This window comes from Pseudomonas sp. P106(2024) (assembly GCF_057480815.1).
Map to the genome: position 1 here is coordinate 161,345 of NZ_JBLIYU010000002.1, position 18,726 is coordinate 180,070.

At 66.9% G+C, this 18,726-nt stretch carries 15 protein-coding genes and 1 pseudogene; 5 read left to right on the forward strand and 11 right to left on the reverse strand.

The window, feature by feature from the left end; all coding sequences use genetic code 11:
- Positions 1 to 52: 52 nt before the first annotated feature.
- A complete protein-coding gene (gene pdxR, locus AC25M7_RS04285) occupies positions 53 to 1,486 on the forward strand; it encodes a MocR-like pyridoxine biosynthesis transcription factor PdxR (protein WP_486970762.1) in 1,434 nt (477 codons plus the stop codon).
- On the opposite strand, the gene AC25M7_RS04290 is transcribed toward pdxR, so the two are convergent.
- Together AC25M7_RS04290 and AC25M7_RS04295 are read right to left on the reverse strand one after the other, a co-directional pair.
- Positions 1,479 to 2,672: a cyanate transporter gene (locus tag AC25M7_RS04290; RefSeq protein WP_241411037.1), complete on the reverse strand. Its 1,194-nt coding sequence runs from the start codon at positions 2,670 to 2,672 to the stop codon at positions 1,479 to 1,481. The two genes, pdxR and AC25M7_RS04290, sit on opposite strands and share 8 nt — an antisense overlap.
- Entirely contained in the window at positions 2,669 to 3,127 is a 459-nt protein-coding gene (locus tag AC25M7_RS04295; protein WP_486970763.1) for a nucleoside deaminase, read from the reverse strand. Before AC25M7_RS04295 ends, AC25M7_RS04290 begins: the two co-directional genes overlap by 4 nt.
- A 196-nt stretch (positions 3,128 to 3,323) precedes the next feature.
- Between AC25M7_RS04295 and AC25M7_RS04300 the strand changes: the two genes are divergently transcribed.
- The gene (locus AC25M7_RS04300; RefSeq protein ID WP_062364339.1) at positions 3,324 to 3,761 is read left to right on the forward strand and encodes a carboxymuconolactone decarboxylase family protein; all 438 of its coding nucleotides are present in this window, start codon (positions 3,324 to 3,326) and stop codon (positions 3,759 to 3,761) included.
- Positions 3,762 to 3,815: 54 nt separating this feature from the next.
- Here AC25M7_RS04300 and argE read toward each other — a convergent pair whose 3' ends face one another.
- Together argE and AC25M7_RS04310 are read right to left on the reverse strand one after the other, a co-directional pair.
- Positions 3,816 to 4,976, reverse strand: a complete 1,161-nt coding sequence (gene argE / locus AC25M7_RS04305) for an acetylornithine deacetylase (protein WP_236179432.1) — start codon at positions 4,974 to 4,976, stop codon at positions 3,816 to 3,818.
- On the reverse strand, positions 4,969 to 5,646 hold the full coding sequence (locus AC25M7_RS04310; RefSeq protein WP_486970764.1) for a DUF1028 domain-containing protein: 678 nt from the start codon (positions 5,644 to 5,646) through the stop codon (positions 4,969 to 4,971). Before AC25M7_RS04310 ends, argE begins: the two co-directional genes overlap by 8 nt.
- A 286-nt stretch (positions 5,647 to 5,932) precedes the next feature.
- Between AC25M7_RS04310 and AC25M7_RS04315 the strand changes: the two genes are divergently transcribed.
- Positions 5,933 to 7,249 carry a flavin-containing monooxygenase gene (locus AC25M7_RS04315; RefSeq protein ID WP_069017755.1) on the forward strand — a complete coding sequence of 439 codons (1,317 nt, stop codon included), beginning with the start codon at positions 5,933 to 5,935 and terminating at the stop codon, positions 7,247 to 7,249.
- Positions 7,249 to 7,665 (forward strand): RidA family protein, encoded by a 417-nt coding sequence (locus AC25M7_RS04320; protein WP_028689357.1) that lies wholly within the window; start codon positions 7,249 to 7,251, stop codon positions 7,663 to 7,665. Before AC25M7_RS04315 ends, AC25M7_RS04320 begins: the two co-directional genes overlap by 1 nt.
- Positions 7,666 to 7,760: 95 nt before the next feature.
- Here the strand turns inward: AC25M7_RS04320 and AC25M7_RS04325 are convergent, their stop codons facing one another.
- From AC25M7_RS04325 to AC25M7_RS04350, 6 genes are all read right to left on the reverse strand, one after another.
- Positions 7,761 to 8,648, reverse strand: coding sequence for a pirin family protein (locus tag AC25M7_RS04325; protein WP_197866797.1), 888 nt, complete (start codon positions 8,646 to 8,648; stop codon positions 7,761 to 7,763).
- 189 nt (positions 8,649 to 8,837) lie between these two features.
- Entirely contained in the window at positions 8,838 to 10,475 is a 1,638-nt protein-coding gene (pgm, locus tag AC25M7_RS04330) for a phosphoglucomutase (alpha-D-glucose-1,6-bisphosphate-dependent) (RefSeq protein ID WP_486970765.1), read from the reverse strand.
- Positions 10,476 to 10,554: 79 nt separating this feature from the next.
- Positions 10,555 to 12,810: an ATP-dependent DNA helicase gene (locus tag AC25M7_RS04335; protein ID WP_069017757.1), complete on the reverse strand. Its 2,256-nt coding sequence runs from the start codon at positions 12,808 to 12,810 to the stop codon at positions 10,555 to 10,557.
- Positions 12,807 to 14,462 (reverse strand): VRR-NUC domain-containing protein, encoded by a 1,656-nt coding sequence (locus tag AC25M7_RS04340; RefSeq protein ID WP_088852109.1) that lies wholly within the window; start codon positions 14,460 to 14,462, stop codon positions 12,807 to 12,809. Before AC25M7_RS04340 ends, AC25M7_RS04335 begins: the two co-directional genes overlap by 4 nt.
- A gap of 116 nt (positions 14,463 to 14,578) precedes the next feature.
- Positions 14,579 to 15,979 carry a hypothetical protein gene (locus AC25M7_RS04345; RefSeq protein WP_069017759.1) on the reverse strand — a complete coding sequence of 467 codons (1,401 nt, stop codon included), beginning with the start codon at positions 15,977 to 15,979 and terminating at the stop codon, positions 14,579 to 14,581.
- 191 nt (positions 15,980 to 16,170) lie between these two features.
- A complete protein-coding gene (locus tag AC25M7_RS04350) occupies positions 16,171 to 17,193 on the reverse strand; it encodes a zinc-dependent alcohol dehydrogenase family protein (protein ID WP_028689351.1) in 1,023 nt (340 codons plus the stop codon).
- A gap of 207 nt (positions 17,194 to 17,400) precedes the next feature.
- On the opposite strand from AC25M7_RS04350, the gene AC25M7_RS04355 reads away from it, so the two are divergent.
- The gene (locus AC25M7_RS04355) at positions 17,401 to 18,315 is read left to right on the forward strand and encodes a LysR family transcriptional regulator (protein ID WP_028689350.1); all 915 of its coding nucleotides are present in this window, start codon (positions 17,401 to 17,403) and stop codon (positions 18,313 to 18,315) included.
- 18 nt (positions 18,316 to 18,333) lie between these two features.
- Here the strand turns inward: AC25M7_RS04355 and AC25M7_RS04360 are convergent.
- A pseudogene (locus AC25M7_RS04360) lies at positions 18,334 to 18,489 on the reverse strand (transposase); the annotation flags it as partial.
- Positions 18,490 to 18,726 lie beyond the last annotated feature (237 nt).

Consider the following 18,726-nt stretch of genomic DNA (forward strand, 5'->3'; position numbering starts at 1 on the left):
CGCAATAAACCCCGAAGCTTTTATCCCCCTGCGCTTCGGACACCCTCCCCCGATGGAACTGCACATCCGCCTCGAAGGCCGCAAAGGCCTGGCCGAACAGCTCTACCAGCAACTGCGCGCCGGTATTGACAGCGGCCACCTGGCCGCCGGCACCCAGCTGCCACCCACGCGTCTCTTGGCCGAACAACTGGGGGTTTCGCGCAAGACCGTGGCCGAAGCCTATTCGCGCCTGACCTATGACAACCTGCTCAGCGGCGTGGTCGGTCGCGGCACGTTCATCACCCCGCGCCACACGCCGCGCCAGAGCGACTGCGACAACATCCCGCTGGCCGCCGCCGACACCCTCGAACGCTGGCGCCAGCGCGCCACGGTGCTGGGCCGGCGGGCGCTGGACGCACCGTCGCGCTATGACTTCATCGGCGGCGCCTCGAGCAAGGCGCAGTTCCCCTACGACCACTGGCGCAGTTGCATGAACTACGCCCTGCGCCGCAGCCAGCGCCACCCCGACCGGCAGTTTTCCGCCCAGGGCCTGCCGGAGCTGCGCGAGGCCATCGCCCACCAGATCGCCTTCACCCGCGGCATCCAGTGCGCGGCCAGCGATGTGCTGGTGTGCAATGGCGCCCAGCAGGCCTTGGACCTGATCGTCCGGGTACTGGTCGAACCCGGCTGCAAGGTGGCCATGGAGGACCCGGGCTACCCACCGGCACGCCAACTATTCCTGGCCCTCGGCGCGCGCCTGCAGTCGGTGCCGGTGGACGACCAGGGGCTGTGCGTCGAGCAGATCGAGGACGGCACCCGGCTGATCTACGTGACACCCTCGCACCAGTTCCCGCTGGGCATGCCCATGGCCGAGCCACGGCGCCAGGCGCTGCTGGCGCGGGCCGCGGAGCTTGGCGCGCTGATCATCGAGGACGACTACGACTGCGAGTTCCGCTACCAGGGGCCGGCCGCCGAAGCCCTGCAGCGCCTGGATCGACATGGCCTGGTGGCCTATGTCGGGACCTTCTCCAAGACCCTGCTGCCGGAACTGCGCCTGGGTTACGCGGTGCTGCCGCCGACCGTGCTGCAGGCCGCCTGCGTGGCCAAGCACCTGAGCGACTGGCACAGCCCTAGCCTGCAGCAGTGGGCGCTGGCGCGGTTCATCAGCGAAGGTCACCTGAACAAGCACATCCGCCGTTGCCACGAGGTGTACAGCGCCCGCCGCGAACGGATCCTGGCACGCCTGGGTGGCGACCTGGCGCCGTGGTTCGACGCGGTGCCGGCCAGCGCCGGCTTTCACCTGAGCGCGCTGGCCAAGCCCGGGGTGGACGTCGAGCTGCTGATCAACCTGGCGCGCAAGGTGGAGGTCGGTATTTACTCCCTGGCGCCATTCTTCAGCGAAGCGCCGGTCAGGCCAGGCCTGTTGTTCGGCTTCGGTGCCATCGAACTGCTGGACATCGACCCGGCACTGGACCGGGTCGGCGATACCCTGCAACGCCTCAGTTGAGCGCCGCCGCAGGCGCTCGCCGCTCACCGGCGATGGCCCGGGCATAACCGTTGGGGGCGAAACGCACGGTCACCAGCAGCATCGCCAGCACCGTGCAGGTCAGCAGGGTCCAGGACGCCTGGAAGTCGCCGCTGACATCACGCAGCCAGCCGGTGATGTACGGCACGATACCGGTGATGATGAAACCCACGCCCTGGACAAAAGCCGCCAAGCTGCCGGCTTCACCGGGCGTGCGCAGGTGCTCCAGGGTCAGCGTCAGGCTCAGGCTGAAGCACGCGCCCAGGCCCAGGCCGATCAGCGCCACCCACAGGCCCATGGCGCTGGTCGGCGCCAGCAGCAAGCCAAGAAAGCCCGCCAGCTGGATGAGCAAGGCCAGCCACAGCCCCGGCCGGCGATCGGCCAGGCGCCGCAGCAGCAACGGCAGGCCCAGGGCGCCGCAGACCTGGAAGATGGTCATCAACCCGACTAGCTCGCCGCCACCCTGGGCCGTGCCGCCGTGCTCCAGGTGATAGGCCGGCAACCAGGCGACCATGCTCGTGTAGCCGCCGTTGATCAGCCCGAAGTAGAGCGCCAGCAGCCAGGCCCGACGGTTGCCGAACCAGTGCCCGCCGCCGCCACCGGCCAGGGACGGCGTGTCCTGGCGCGGGCGCAGGGCGACCCACGCCACGATAGCCAGCAGCGCCGGCAGCGCCCACAGGCCAAGGCCGAACTGCCAATGGCCAAAGTGCGCGGTGATCGATGGGCCCAACACCGCCGCCAGGCCACCGCCACTCATCAACGCCGCCGAATACAGCCCCATGGTCGCTGCCAGGCGGCCGGGGAACCAGCGGTTGACCAAGCCTGGCATCATGCCCTGCACCACGGCGACGCCCAGCCCGGCGACCACCGCGCTTGCGATCAGCGCCCAGGCGCTGTCCAGTTGCAGGCGCCACAGACATGCCAGGGCGATGGCCGCCAGCCCCGCCAGCATGCCGCCATGCTCGCTCAACCAGCGCCGCAGCCAGGGTTGCAGGAGCGGCACCAGGCCCATGCACAGCACCGGCAACGCGGTCAGCAGCGCCGCCTGCTGGTAGCCCAGGCCAGTGCTATGGCGCATCGGTTCGAGCAGCGGGCCGATGCTGGTGAGGATCGGCCTTAGGTTCAACGCCAGCAGCACTACCAGCAACAGGTTCAACGTGCCTCTCATGCTTCGCCGACCTGCTGCCATTCACGGTACAGGCCGCTTTCACCCGCCGGTTTCAGCGGGCGCAGGGGCAGGCTCTGCTGCTGAGGCGGGCGGGCCATCTGCGCATACACCGCGGCGGTGGACAACCCATAGGGCTCGCCCTCGTCGTTGTCGTAGGCGAACCAGGCGCGTTCGATGCCACATAGGTGCATGGCGGCCAGGCACATCGGGCACGGATGGCCGCTGGCGTAGATCTCGGCGCCGTCCAGGCGCGCCCGGCCGAGCACCTGGGCGGCCTGGCGGATGGCCTGCATCTCGGCGTGGCTGGTCGGGTCCTGGGTATCGTGGATCTCGTTGACGGCACGGGCGATCACCTGCCCCTGATGGACCAGCACGGCGCCGAAGGGGCGGCCACCGGCCTGGATATTGGCGCGGGCAAGCTCAAGGGCCTCGCGCATGAATCGATCTGCGGACATGAAACGGTTCTCAGGTGTTGACCCGCCCATTATCCCGACTCGACCGCCCTGGCAGAAATGAAGAGATTGGATGCCTGTCAGTGCTCATCCGAATGACCGATTGGCCTCCTGGCAAAGCGCGGGATTGGCTATTCGGCGCGGCGCGGCCTGGCGCTAAGGTAGTGCCACTTACCTCTTGCCGACCTGGAGTCTCACCATGCACGACCGTATCGAATGGGCCAAACACTCGCCGGAAGCCTACAAGGCCATGATCGGCCTCGAACAGGCGCTGGTCGCCTCGGGCCTGGAGCACTCGCTGCTCGAGCTGATCCGCCTGCGCGCCTCGCAGATCAATGGCTGCGCCTATTGCGTCAACATGCACGCCAACGATGCGCGCAAGGCCGGCGAAACCGAGGCGCGCCTGCAGACCCTGAGCGTCTGGCGCGAGACACGCTACTTCAGCGAGCGCGAGCGGGCCGCCCTGGCCTGGGTCGAGAGCCTGACCCGCCTGGCCGAGCGTGGCGCGCCGCAGGACGAGTACCAGGCGCTGCTGGAGCACTTCAGCGCCAAGGAGGTCGCCAACCTGACCCTGGCCATCGCCACCATCAATGCCTGGAACCGATTCGGCGTAGGTTTTGCGATGGTGCCGGCATAAGCCGCCAACGACGCCCGCTCCTGCCCTTGGGTGGGAGCGGACGGGCATGCGCAGTCAGTCCTGTCGCAGATGATCCACCAGCCGACGCAACATGGCATCGCATCCCTTTAGCTGCTCGACACTGACAAACTCGTCGGGCTTGTGCCCCTGCTCCATGCTTCCCGGCCCGCAGACCACGGTGGGGATGCCGGCCTGGTCGAACAAGCCGCCCTCGGTGCCGAAGGCCACCGTGCCAAAGTCGCTCGAACCACTGATCAAGGCCACCAGGCGCGCTGCCTCGCTGTCGGCAGGCGTGGCCAGGCCTGGGTAGGCACTCAACGGTCGCAGGCAGATATCGCTCGCTCCGCTCACCGCGCGCATGCGCGGCAGCAACTGTGTCTCGGCGTAGGCCTGCAGCCGATCGGCCACGACCTGCGCCTCGAAGCCGGGCAAGGCACGCACCTCGAAATCGAACTCGCATTCGGCGGGGACAATGTTCAGGGCACGACCGCCCTTGATCACACCGGTCTGTACTGTGGAGAACGGCGGGTCGAAGCGCTCGTCGTGGTACTCGGGACGCGCCAGGTCGTCACCGATCTCGCCCAGCTTGCCGATCAGCCGCGCCGCGTACTCGATGGCGTTGACGCCGTAGGGGGCATAGGCCGAGTGGCAAGCGGCGCCATGTACCTGGCAACGCATGGCCAGCTTGCCCTTGTGGCCAAGCACCGGCTTGAGTTCGGTGGGTTCGCCGATCAGGCACAGCCGCGGCTTGTGCGGGCGCTGCGCCAGGGCGGCGAGCATTGAGCGCACGCCCAGGCAGCCGACTTCTTCGTCATAGGAAAACGCCAGGTGCACCGGCAGCTTCAGCGGCTGGGCGAGCAACGCCGGCACCGCCGCCAGCACCGAGGCGATGAAGCCCTTCATGTCGGCCGTGCCGCGACCGTACAGGCGCCCTTCGCGCTCAGTCAGCCGGAACGGTTCGACGCTCCAGGCCTGGCCCTCCACCGGCACCACGTCGGTGTGCCCGGAGAGCACCACGCCGCCACGGTCGTCGGGGCCGATGGTGGCGAACAGATTGGCCTTGGTGCCCTCTTCGTTGTGGAACAGCTCGCTGGCGACACCAAGCCCGGCCAAGTAGTCGCGGATGAAGGCGATCAGCTCGAGGTTGGAATCGCGACTGACCGTGGCGAACCCGACCAACCGTTCCAACAGCGCACGGCTGGAAACCTCATTCATCGCCCGGCACTCCATAGCTCGGCGCGGCGGTCGGGTTCAGGGCGCGGGTCACATAGTCCTGCATCTGCGGGCGGTAGGCCTGCCAGAGGTTGTCCAGCTCGGCGATGGGATCGTGCTCGGTCCAGTCCACGCGCAGGTCCACCAGCGGCCAGGTCAGCTCGCCGGCGATCTTCAACGCCGCCGAGTGTACCGGCCCCGCCTCGCCACCGGCGGCCATGGCCGCGTACATCGCCGCCAGCAGGCGGTCGGCCAGGTGGCCGCCGGCCTGTTCGAACGCAGCCACCATGGCCTCGATCACCGCCCGCGACGACAGCAGGTTGCCGGCCGCGGCGCATTGTTCGCCGGCCACGGCGTTGTGCACGCCCAGGGCCTCCTTGCCGGTGAACAGCCCCACCTGGCCCTGGCTGTCGATCACCGTGACCTGGCGATACTCGCTCCAGCCATTGGCGCTCAGCACCCGGTCCAGTGCCGCGGCGGGCGGCAGCTGGCCCTGCTCGAGGGCGTCGAGGATCTGCGGGCCCAGGGCCGGCAGGGTGATGTTCTGGGTGGCCACGGCACCGACCCCGGCCCGCACCCATGGGCAGCGGGCGCCGACGGCGATGCTCGATGAACTGATGGCGATGCCGACCTGGCCGGTTTCCTGGCAGCGGCCGATGATGGAGAAGGTCATGGTGCAGCTCCTGTGTTGGGGTTACCGGCATTCTCGGTGGGCCCCGGGAGCTGCGAAACCAACATTTTCCTCGGCACTGGGCAGGAAAAAACTAAGGCCGCTCCACAGGGTCCTGCGCAATCCCTAGAAACCGCTGCAGCCCATTGCCAGCAGAGCCTTCGCCAATTTATCGGCAAGCCCCAACTAAATACTATTTTCGCGATTTCCCGCCCATCCCTAGTCTGGCCCCAGGCAAAGGCGGTCCCCACCGACCTTAACAAGAACGCCGCTGAAGAAGGGCTGGGACATGACACTGAACAACATCGAAATCGACACCCTCGTGGTCGGCGCCGGCCAGGCCGGCGTGGCCATGAGCGAACACCTGAGCAAGCTCGGCGTGCCACACCTTGTGCTGGAGCGCAAGCGCATCGCCGAGGCCTGGCGCACCGGACGCTGGGATTCGCTGGTGGCCAACGGGCCGGTCTGGCACGACCGCTTCCCGGGCCTGGAATTCGACCTCGACGCCGACGCCTTCGCCGGCAAGGACCAGGTCGCCGACTACTTCGAGCAGTACGTGCGCAAGTACAACCTGCCGGTACGCACCGGGGTCGAGGTGAGGAAGGTGGTGCGCAACGCCGACCGCCCGGGCTTCACCATCGACACCAACCAGGGCGTGATCCGCGCCAACCGCGTGGTGGCCGCCACCGGCCCGTTCCAGCGCCCGGTGATCCCGGCCATCGCGCCAAAGGACGAAGGCCTGCACCAGATCCACTCCGCCGCCTACTTCAACCCGCAGCAACTGCCTGAGGGCGCGGTGCTGGTGGTCGGCGCCGGCTCTTCCGGGGTGCAGATCGCCGAGGAACTGATGCGTGCCGGGCGCCAGGTGTACCTGTCGGTCGGCGCCCATGACCGTCCGCCGCGCAGCTACCGCAACCGCGATTTCTGCTGGTGGCTGGGCGTGCTCGGCGAGTGGGACGCGGAGATCGCCAAGCCCGGCCGCGAGCACGTGACCATCGCCGTGTCCGGCGCCCGCGGCGGCCACACCGTGGACTTTCGCGCCCTCGCCCACCAGGGCATGACCCTGGTCGGCCTGACCCAGTCGTTCGAGGGCGGCGTGGCCCGTTTCCAGGACAACCTGGCCGAGAACATCAACCGCGGCGACGAGAACTACCTGGCCCTGCTGGACGCCGCCGACGCCTATATCGAACGCAACGGTCTGGACCTGCCGGAGGAGCCCGAGGCCCGCAAGCGCCTGCCCGACCCGGCCTGCGTCAGCCAGCCGCTGCTGGAACTCAACCTCGCCGAGGCCAACGTCAGGAGCATCATCTGGGCCACCGGCTATGGCGTGGATTTCAGCTGGTTGCAGGTGGACGCCTTCGACGCCAACGGCAAGCCGCAACACCAACGCGGCGTGTCGAAGGAGCCGGGCGTGTACTTCCTCGGCCTGCCCTGGCTGTCGCGCCGCGGCTCGTCATTCATCTGGGGCGTGTGGCACGACGCCAAGCACGTCGCCGGCCACATCGCCACCCAGCGCACCTACCTGGCCTACCGCGACCGCGAGCAGCGCGCGGCGGATGAGCAGCAACCCTCGATCAGCAACGTCAGCACCTTCGGAGCCCTCTGATGCCTACCCACACTCGCATCCGCATGTTCAACACCAAGGCCACCTACCCCAACCAGACCCTGGACAACGACCTGTGCCAGGCTGTGCGGGCCGGCAACACCATCTACGTGCGCGGTCAGGTCGGCACCGACTTCGAAGGCCGGCTGGTGGGCCTGGGCGACCCACGGGCCCAGGCCGAGCAGGCGATGAAGAACGTCAAGCAGCTGCTCGAAGAAGCGGGCTCGGACCTGTCGCATATCGTCAAGACCACCACCTACATCACCGACCCGCGCTTCCGCGAGCCGGTGTACAAGGAAGTGGGCAAGTGGCTCAAGGGGGTGTTCCCGATTTCCACCGGGTTGGTGGTGGCGGGGTTGGCCCAGGCTGAGTGGCTGATGGAAATCGACGTGATCGCGGTGGTGCCGGATCAGCCGTGATCCCCTGAAAAAGCAATCGCCGGCAAGCCGGCTCCCACAGGGATCGCGCAGATCCTGTGGGAGCCGGCTTGCCGGCGATTGGAGTCAACGCTTTGTTATTGTCGGGCGCCGCGCTCGACGCCGCCCATCTGCCCGAACCGCCCGGCCTGGAAATCATCGAACGACTCGGCGATTTCCGCCTGGCTGTTCATCACGAACGGCCCGTAGCCAACGATGGGTTCGTCGATCGGCTCGCCGCTGAGCAGCAGCACGCTGACCTCCTCCAGCGCCTCGAGGCGCACATCGCTGCCATCGCGCTCCAGCAGCACCAGGCTGGCCGGGCCGGCCTCGCGCTCGTCGTTGACCCGCAGGTTGCCGCGCAGCACCACCAGCGCGGCATTGCGCCCGGCGGCCAAGGGCAGTTGCAGTGTCGCGCCGGCCTTCAGCCGCAGGTCCCAGACGTCCATCTCGGTGAAGGTGCGCGCCGGCCCCTGATGATTCAGGTAGCGTCCGGCAATCACCCGCAGGCTGCCCGCCTCGCCTGCCAGCGCCACCACGGGAATGTCGTTGGCCAACAGCGTCTGGTAACCCGCCGCGGCACGCTTGTCCTTGGCCGGCAGGTTGACCCACAGTTGCACCATCTCCAGGGTGCCGCCACTACGGGCAAAGGCCGGGGAATGGAACTCCTCGTGGATGATGCCGCCCCCGGCGGTCATCCATTGCACATCGCCCGGACCGATCAGGCCGCCGGCGCCGGTGGAGTCACGGTGCTCCAGTTCGCCCTGGTAGACGATGGTCACCGTCTCGAAGCCGCGATGCGGATGCTGGCCGACGCCACGCCTGGCCGTGGTCGGGGTGAAGTCGTGGGGGCCGGCGTAGTCCAGCAGCAGAAACGGGCTGATGTGCCGGGCCAGGTGGTCGTAGGTGAACAGGCTGCGCACCGGGAAGCCGTCGCCCACCCAGTGAGCGTGGGGGCTGCGGTGGATACCCTGGATGTTTTTCATGAGAAGCCTCCTGTTTGATGGCTATCACCTTACAGATGAGACTAATGATTCGGTAGGCAGCAAAAACAGCACTGCTCGTTCCACAAACGGAACAATCAAAGGCATCGCGGGGCAAGCGCGCTCCCACAAGGCCAACGTACATGGGCCTTGTGGGAGCGCGCTTGCCCCGCGATTGGCTTCAACGGACGATCAGGCGATCGCCGCGTCCACCAGCACCTGGGCTTCGGCCACCAGGCGCTTGAGGTGCGCCTCGTCGATGAAGCTCTCGGCGTAGATCTTGTAGATGTCCTCGGTGCCCGAAGGACGGGCGGCGAACCAGCCGTTCTCGGTCATCACCTTCAGGCCGCCGATGGCCTGGTTGTTGCCCGGCGCATGGCTGAGGATCTGCTGGATCGGTTCGCCAGCCAGCTCGGTGGACTTGACCTGCTCCGGCGCCAGCTTGCTCAGCAGCGCCTTCTGCCGTGCATCGGCCTTGGCCTCGACACGGGTGGCGTACGGCTTGCCCAGCTTGGCGGTGAGGTCGGCGTAGATCTGGCTCGGGTTGCGCCCAGTGCGGGCGGTCATTTCGGCCGCCAGCAGCGCCGGGATCAGGCCGTCCTTGTCGGTGGCCCAGACGCTGCCGTCCTTGCGCAGGAACGAGGCGCCGGCGCTCTCTTCGCCGCCAAAGCCCAGCGAGCCGTCGAACAGGCCCTGGGCGAAGAACTTGAAGCCCACCGGCACTTCGTACAGGTCACGGCCCAGCGCGGCGGTGACCCGGTCGATCAGGCCACTGGAGACCACGGTCTTGCCCACGGCCGCGTCTCTACGCCATTGCGGGCGGTTGCGGTACAGGTAATCGATGGCCACGGCCAGGTAGTTGTTCGGTTGCAGCAGGCCATCGGCAGTGACGATGCCGTGACGGTCGTGGTCGGGGTCGCAGGCGAAAGCCACGTCGAAGCGCTCGCGCAGGCTGATCAGGCCCTGCATGGCGTACGGCGAGGATGGGTCCATGCGGATCTGGCCGTCCCAGTCGACGGTCATGAAGCGGAAGGTCGGGTCGACCTCGGTGTTCACCACTTCCAGGTTCAGCTGGTAGCGCTCGGCGATGGCCGACCAGTAGCGCACCCCGGCGCCGCCCAGTGGATCGACGCCCAGGCGCAAGTTGGCGCCACGGATTACCTCGAAGTCGATGACGTTTTCCAGGTCGGCGACGTAGCTGCTGACGTAGTCGTGACGCTGGGTGGTGGGTGCCGCCAGCGCCTGCTTGTAGTCCATGCGCTTGACACCGGCCAGGTTCGCCGCCAGCAGCTCGTTGGCCTTGGCCTCGATCCACTTGGTCACGTCGCTGTCGGCCGGGCCGCCGTTGGGCGGGTTGTACTTGAAGCCGCCGCTCTGCGGCGGGTTGTGCGACGGTGTGATGACGATGCCGTCGGCGAGGCCCTGCTGGCGGCCACGGTTGTAGCAGAGGATGGCGTGGGACACCGCCGGGGTCGGGGTGTACTCGTCATCCTGGCTCAGCATCACCTGCACGCCGTTGGCGGCCAGCACTTCCAGGGCGCTGGCCGCGGCCGGCGCCGACAGCGCGTGGGTGTCGGCGCCGATGAACAGTGGGCCATCGATGCCCTTTTCCTGGCGATACAGGCAGATAGCCTGGGTGATCGCCAGCACGTGGTACTCGTTGAAGCTCAGTTCGAACGACGTGCCGCGGTGCCCCGAGGTGCCGAAGGCCACGCGCTGGGCCGCAACCGCGGCGTCGGGACAGCCGGTGTAGTAGGCGGTCAACAGGCGGGGAATATCGACCAGCACGCTTGCCGGAGCCGGCTTGCCTGCCAAAGGACTGAGCGTCATGCGGAACCTCGAAATCAACAGAAGTAGGTGTTGGAACGCGCAGTGTACTGGGAGTTTCAGCGCCAGGCGATGGCGGCGTTCACCCCAGTTGCCACCAGCTGGGGAACATCTGCCGCACCCGGGGCTCGGCGAAGCGTTCGTCGATCAGCATCAGCACGCCACGGTCCTGGTCGCCGCGGATCACCCGGCCGGCGGCCTGGATCACCTTGCGCACGCCCGGGTACAGGTACGCGTAGTCGAAACCGGCGCCGAACTGGCGGCCCAGGCGCTGCTTGAACTGCTCGTTGACCGGGTTGACCTGGGGCAGCCCGAGGGTGGCGACGAAGGCGCCGATCAGGCGCGTGCCGGGCAGGTCCACGCCCTCGCCGAAGGCGCCGCCGAGCACGGCGAAGCCCACCCCCTGCCCGTGCTCCACGAACCGCGCCAGGAAGGCCTCGCGCCCGGCCTCGTCCATGCCGGGCGCCTGGCACCAGATCGGCAGTACCGGATAGCGCTCGGCCAGCAGTCGCGCCACCTGCTCCAGGTATTCGAAACTGCTGAAAAAGGCCAGGTAGTTGCCCGGCTGGCGGGTGAACTGGGCGGCGATGAGTTCGACAATCGGCGCAAGCGACGCCTGGCGCTGCTGGTAGCGGGTGGACACCTCGCTGACGATGTGCACCTGCAACTGCTCGGCGCGGAACGGCGCGGCGACCTCCAGCCAGGCCGTGTCGGCGGGCATGCCCAGCAGGTCGCTGTAGAAGTGCCGCGGATTGAGCGTGGCGGAAAACAGCGTGACGCTGCGCGCCGCGCTCATGCGCGGCCCCAGCAGCCGCGCCGGCACCACGTTGCGCAGGCACAACGTGGCCAGGCGCCGCCCCCGTGGGCCGTTGCGCGGGCTGATATCGAACAGGAAGTGCTCATCGAACAGCTCGGCGATGCGGCTGAACTGCAGGGCCTGGAAGAAGAACTCCAGCACCTTGGGCTCGACCTCGGCGGGCGCCTGGTTCATGCGTTCCTGGATCAGCCCGATGCATTGCTGCAGAGCACGCAGGAAGGCGTCCGGCAGTTGTTCGCTGGCTTGATACGGCGCCACCTGGGCCTTGTACAGCGCGTTCCACTGCCGGTTGAGTCGGTCGAGGGCACTGCCGAGTCCGGCCGGCTTGCTCTGGCGCAGTGCCAGCAACTGGCCCTGGTCAAGGCTGGCACTGTACATCTGCCGTCCCCGCTCCACCAGGTTGTGCGCCTCGTCCACCAGCACCGCCGTGCGCCATTGGTTGGCCTGGGCCAGGCCGAACAGCAAGGCATGAGCGTCGAAGTAGTAGTTGTAGTCGGCCACCAGCAGGTCGACCCAGCGCGCCATTTCCTGGGCCAGGTAATAGGGGCAGACCTGATGCGCCAGGGCCACCTCGCGCAGGTTGGCGCGGTCGAGCAGCGGCACCTGCGCGGCGGCTTCGCGGGCGGCCGGCAGGCGCTCGTAGAAACCCCGCGCCAAGGGGCAGGACTCACCATGGCAGGCGTTTTCGGGGTGCTCGCAGGCCTTGTCGCGGGCGATCAGTTCAAGGCTGCGCAGCGCCGGCTGCGGCGACGCCCGGGTGATCTGGCGCAGTGCATCGAGGGCCAGGGCCCGGCCCGGGGTCTTGGCGGTGAGAAAGTAGAGCTTGTCCAACTGCTGCGGCACCACGGCCTTGAGCAGCGGAAACAGGGTGCCGAGGGTCTTGCCGATACCGGTGCTGGCCTGGGCCATCAGACAGCGGCCGGTGCTCACGGCCTTGTACAGCGTCTCGGCCAGTTGGCGCTGGCCCTGCCTGAATTCGGGATAGGGAAATGTCAACGCGCCAAGATCCCGGTCCCGCTCGCTCAGCCGCTGCTCTTGCGCCTGCGCCCAGGCCAAAAAACGCTGGCACTGGGTCTCGAAGAAGCGCTTCAGGTCATCGGCTTGATAACCCTCGCTGATCAGCGTCTGGCCATCACTGTCGACATCGAGATAGACCAGCGCCACATCGATCGCCGGCAACTGCCGGGCCTGGCACAGCAACCAGGCGTAGACCTTGGCCTGGGCCCAGTGCAGTTGACGATGGTTGTCGGGCTGCCGGGCCAGGTCGCCGCGGTGGGTCTTGATTTCCTCCAGACGGTTGCGCGCCGGGTCGTAGCCATCGGCGCGGCCGCGTACCCGCAGCCCCTGGTACTCGCCCTCCAGCGCCACCTCCGACTCATAACCAGCGGCGCGCCGCGCCACCACCCGACGGTGCCCGGCGATGCCCTCCTGGGCGGTGGGCGACGGGGTGAAACGCAGGTCGAGGTCGCCGACCTTGGCGCTGAACTCACACAGTGCGCGCACGGCCACGGTGTAGCTCATACCGATACGCCCCCCTTCCAGCGCACATGGCACACCGCGACCGGCAGACCGTGGGCATGGCAGAACTCGAGCCAGCGCAGTTGGTTGTCCTGCAGGCGATCGCCCGGCCCCTTGACCTCAACCATGCGGTAACCGCCCTGCCCCGGCCAGAACTGGATCAGGTCAGGCATGCCGGCGCGGTTGGCGCGGATATCCTGCAGCAGGCGCAGGAAGCAGGCCTTCAGGTGCGCGGGCGGCAGGTAGTCGAGTGCCTGTTCGAGCAGCGCCTCATCGAGCATCTGCCAGAACACGAAAGGCGACTGCAGGCCCTTCTTGGCCTGGAAGCAGTCAAGGATGGCCTGGCGATGACTGCCATCGTCCAGGCGCCCGAGGCAGACGTCGAACAGTGCCGCGCGGCGCTGCTGGAAGTCGACGTCGTGCAAGTCCTGAGGCCCGCTCTGGAACGGGTGGAAGAACGCCCCCGGCACCGGGGCGAAGACCGCCTCCCAGCACAGCAGGCCGAACAGGCTGTTGAACAGGGAGTTCTCGACATAGTGAACACTGCCGCCTTCCTGCTCCAGGTGCTGACGCACCGCCTCTTCCACTCCCAGTGACGCAAGTTCCGTCGGCAGTTCCAGTTCGATAAGCATCACCGCCTCGCTGCGCCGGCGCGGCTGTGCCGGACCGCCCAGCTTGCGCACCAGACGTGGCAGCAGGCGTTCCAGGGCCTGACGCTCCAGGGCGTTGGCGGGTGCCAGGGCCATATGCTGGGCCAAAGCGTGAGCCTGCGGCCATTGCTCGCTGCGCTCGTAGACCCGGACCTGGCGGATACGTGCCTCGGGGTGCGCGCACTCGGCGTAGATCCCCAGTGCCAAGTCCCAGTCCCCCAGGCGCTCGCATTGCTGGCCGAGGCTGAACAGCAGGCGCGCCCGGCGCCTGGCCAGCCAGGGGTTGCTGTCGTCGAATCCGTCCAGCGCCGCGAGCAGCTCGGCAGGCGCGGCGCCCTGCTCCAGGCGCTCGGCACACTGGTGCAGGGCGATGGCCAGATCGACCTCGGAGCGCTGGCGCAAGGCCCGCGAGTCGTCGCTGAACGCCACCTGTTCATAGCGGAACACGCCCAGGTCGGCCAGCACGAAGTCCGACCAGCTCTGGTAGAGGTTGCCGAAGAACAGCAGGCGCAGACGGTCGCACAACGGCTGCCGGCGCCAGTGCAGGATCCGCACCGGGAAACCGGGACACCACTGGGCCAGCGGGCCTGGCGGCAAGCCCAGGGCCTGCAACTGCTCCAGCAAGTCGCCCTTGCCAGCGCGCGGGCGGGGAAGCCGCCCTGCGAAGCATGTCGCCAGCTCGTCCTTGCGCAGCAACGCCCACAGTTGCTCCACCGTCACCGGCGCATCGTCGACCACCCAGCCCAGCACCAGCAACGGCGCCAGAGCCGCCTCGGTTTCGCCGATCTCGGCATAGGCGAGCTTGTCGCTGCGAAACAGCTCGCCCTTGCGCATGACCATGCGCACCAGCACAGCTTGGCTGGGTACCGGCAGTTGGCTGAAAACCTGGATGAATCCATGCTCGTTGCGGTCCAGCAGGTCGGCATAGCGCTGCCCGACCCAGCTCAGGACCTGGCGAAAGTTGTGCAGGTAGTACAAGGGATCATCGACGGAGTGGGCGATCACGGTGCAAGTCAGGTGTGATGAACAAGCACTGGTTATACATACAGACCGCAGTCGTGGGCAAGCGCGCTGGATCGACGGTCACGCGATCAGTACTCGTGCTCGCCACGACAACAGGACTAATCGACCGCGCGCAATGGCGCAAAGCCGCCGCTCGGACTGGCTGACAGGGGCCGCAACCACTGATCGCGCCGGCCCAACAGCTGGAACAGGCGCCGGGCGTGGAGGCTGAGCGTGCCAGCATACACCCCCCGCAGTTGCGTGAGCTGCAGGCCACTGGTTTCAACCAGCCACTGGCTAACCGGTTCCGGGCAAGGGAGCCCCTGCAAGGCGCGGTGCAGATACGGCAGCGCGACACGCATCCCTGGATGACAGCGCAGCACAAAGGTCTCTAAGTTGTGCCCCTGCGCCTCGAACGGGGTGAACAGCTGGCAGACCAGTTGCGCCTCGTTCACGTCATAGGCGCCAGCCAGGCGTGCCTGTGCCTCGCTGCGCAAGGCCCGCCCCTGTGGCCAGGCAACCGACGGTTGGCCAAAACGCTGGAAGAACGCCTGCGTGCCTTCGCGATAGCTGCGCTGATTCAGGTACTGCGCCTTGAGCCCATGCAGGTGGGCCAACGGCAAGGGATCGAACAGCCCTGACGGCCCCTGGGCGTGCCTGCCCAGGGCGTCCTGCCGGCCGAGCATGCGGTCCAGCAGCTCACCGTCGTCCGGGTGGCGCAACAGGTCCTCAACCATCACCAGCCGCGGCTCGCCGCCAGGCTGGCGCAGCACGGGTGAAGTCGGCGGTTGCCAGGGATCGGCCAGCACCTTGCCTAACTGCTCAAGGCCCGCTGCCAGCACATTGTGGGGCGTCAGGGCGTGGGCCACCTCCACGGTATGGCGCAGGCAGCGCCGCCCCCAGGCCAGCAGGCGATGGCGTTGAGCGAACGGCTCGGCGCTGATCAGGATCTGCTCGCCGGCCTCCTCCATCAGTGCCTGGCCCAAGCCGTTAGCCAGCTCCAGGTAACCCCTGGCACCGAGCAGCGCGTCCGGCTGACCGCCGACCAGATGACCGAACAGCAGCCAGGCGTTGCCCGTCTCGGTCAGTTGTTCGGCCGAGCAGGCCTGGCGAGCGCCGAACGGGCCGAGCCGCCCGCCATCCGCACGCAGTAGCTCTACCCGCGGGTCGTCGTGCAGGAACAGCGCGCTGAAACAGCGGTCGTGAAGGGCAAGGGCGGTGTCGTCGAGGGTTGGCAAACGGGCCGCCAGCACCCGCAGGCGGAAGGTGGCACCATGGCGCAGGGCGATGCTCAACTGCGCGGCGCGCAGGCAGGCCAGCAGGTGCGCGCTGCGTCGGTCAACGCCGTGCAGCACCAGCACCCGGACGTTGCCGACGTATTCCTGGCCGCCGGCGACGACCAGCAATCGCTGGACCAGCAGCTGCACCGAGGCGCGCTGGGCCTGGGTCATGTGCTCCAGCAGGCGCTGCAGGACTTGCTGGTAGACATAATGCATGGCTTGGTCGTGAGTCTCGGTCATGCTATCGCTCCATCTCCCTGACGGCTTCGAGTTGAAGTCCGATTCTGGCAGATGAATAGCAAACCGAGCTTGAAGGAAACCTCCCAAACCCCAGTAGGACATTTAGCAAAAACTGGCTGATGTCTCAGCCCTGCAGGCTGCACGCTCCCCTGCGGGAGCGTGAATGTCCTGAGAGCTTCTTCATCGCCCGATCAGTGCGTCCCCATGTCCAGCACCACCCGCCCGCCACACGGACATTCGTCCATGTGCCGGTGCGCCTCGACCACCTGCTCGAACGGATACACCTTGATGATCTGCGGCGTCAGCAGTTGGTCGGCGGTGAACTGGTTGATGTCGCGCAACGCCCGCTGCAGGGCCACCTGGTCCTGGGCGATGCCCAGCTCCGGCTTGCCGGTGAAGTTGCCGATGCAGTGCACATGGAACTGGATGTTTTTCTGGAACGCCGCGCAGGCCGGGAACGGCGTCTGGTTGCCGCCCTGCAGGCCGTACAGCACCAGGCTGCCACGCGGTGCCAGGACATCGCCGAGCAGCGACATCTGTGGGCCACCCATGCCGTCAAGGACCATGTCCACACCACGCCCATCGGTGTACTTGCCGATCTGCATCAGCAGGTCCTGTTCCTCGGTGACGATCACCTTGTCCGCGCCCAGCCCCAGCAGGTACTCGCGCTGCTCGGGCTCCTTGGTGGCGGCGATCACCTTCAACCCCAGAGCCTTGCCCAGTTGCACGAAGGCCGGCCCCGCGCAGTGGCTGGCATCGGTGACCAGCGCGGTCTGCCCGGCCTTGGCCCGGGCCAGGTCGACGTAGGCGAAATAGGCGATCAGCAGCGGCGTGTAATGCACGCTGGCCTCAATCGGGGTCAGCACATCCGGGTAACGGGTGATGGCGCTGCGCGGGAGGACGATCACGTCGCCGTAAACCGGGTGGTCGTTGGCGCTGGTGGCCGGGAAGCTGGCGACCCGATCGCCCACCGCGATATCGTCCACACCCTCGCCCACGGCGGTAACCACGCCGGCCATCTCGTGGCCGATACCGGCCGGCAGCCGCGCCTGGGACGGCGCCAGGTTCTGCCGCCAGAGCACGTCGTACCAGCTGACGCCGATCGCCTCGACGCGGATCTGCACCTCGCCTGCAGCCGGGGACGGTTCGGCCTGCTCCTCGCATCGGAGCACATCGGCCTGGCCGAACTTGTGGAAACGGATCATGCGGGACATCGCATACCTCGCCTGTGTGAATCTCGTATTACCACGGACTTTATCCGGGCTTTCACGGTTGGACCATCAGTGGCTGTTAATAGTCGACATGCCTGTCATTGATTGGGCCCCTGACAATTCTGTGCATTGGCACCCGGAAATCGGTGCAGGGTACCAGCCTTTGGCCTTAAGATTCACCCCTGCCCCACTTCTGGCGAGCCGCATCGAATGAATCGTAACGACTTGCGTCGCGTAGACCTCAACCTGTTGATCGTGTTCGAAACGCTCATGCACGAACGCAGCGTGACCCGCGCCGCCGAGAAACTGTTCCTCGGCCAGCCGGCGATCAGCGCCGCGCTTTCGCGCCTGCGCAACCTGTTTGACGACCCGCTGTTCGTGCGCACCGGCCGCAGCATGGAACCGTCGGCACGGGCCCACGAGATCTTCGCCCTGCTGTCGCCGGCGCTGGACTCGATCTCCACCGCCGTCAGCCGCGCCGCCGAGTTCGACCCGGCGACCAGCAACGCGGTGTTCCGCATCGGTCTGTCGGACGACGCCGAATTCGCCCTGCTGCCGCAGCTGCTCAAGCGCATCCGCGCCGAAGCCCCCGGCATCGTCCTGGTGGTGCGCCGGGTCAACTACCTGCTGATGCCCACCCTGCTGGCCTCGGGCGAGATCTCGGTGGGCGTGAGCTACACCAGTGAACTCCCCGCCAACGCCAAGCGCAAGGTGCTGCGCCGCAGCATGCCCAAGCTGCTACGCGCCGACAGCATGCCCGGCAGCATCACCCTGGATGACTTCTGCGCCCGCCCCCATGCCCTGGTGTCATTCGCCGGCGACCTCTCGGGGTTCATCGACGAGGCGCTGGACGAGATCGGCCGCAAGCGTCATGTGGTGCTGGCGGTGCCGCAGTTCAACGGATTGGGGAGTTTGCTGGCGGGGACCGATATCGTCGCCACGGTGCCGGACTACACCGCCGATGCGCTGACCGCGGCGGGTGGGTTGCGCGCGGAAGACCTGCCGCTGGAGGTGCGCAGCTTCGAGCTGCACATGGCCTGGCGCGGGGCGCAGGACAATGACCCGGCGGAACGGTGGTTACGCTCGCGGATTCAGATGTTTTTCGGGGACCCTGACAGTCTTTAGGGGCTTCGCGCACGCTTGTTAGGCACTGTACGAAAAGCAATGTCGTAAACACCGCCGCCAGCAAGCCAATATAATGATCACTGGGAAGCCTTCCGCTAGCTTGCAATAGCGTGTACCCAGGCGGCGGAGCTCCTTCAACCAACCAAATAGCCGTTCGATAGCGTTCCGCTGCTGTTAAAAGAATCCTTAGAGTCCGCCATACATACGCTGCATGGAAGGGAAGAGCCCAGAAAATTCTGAGTTCTTGCTAGTAAGCAGAAAAATAGAAACCTTGCTATCTAGCCTCTGGGTGTATCGTAATCAAAACAGTATCAGCAGTCTGTCGTTCGTCCATTTGCTCGAAGCCAGTTCAAAGGCGGTAAACGCTTTTTCATGACGCATCCAACACTCGGCTCCTCGGGGATCGAATCG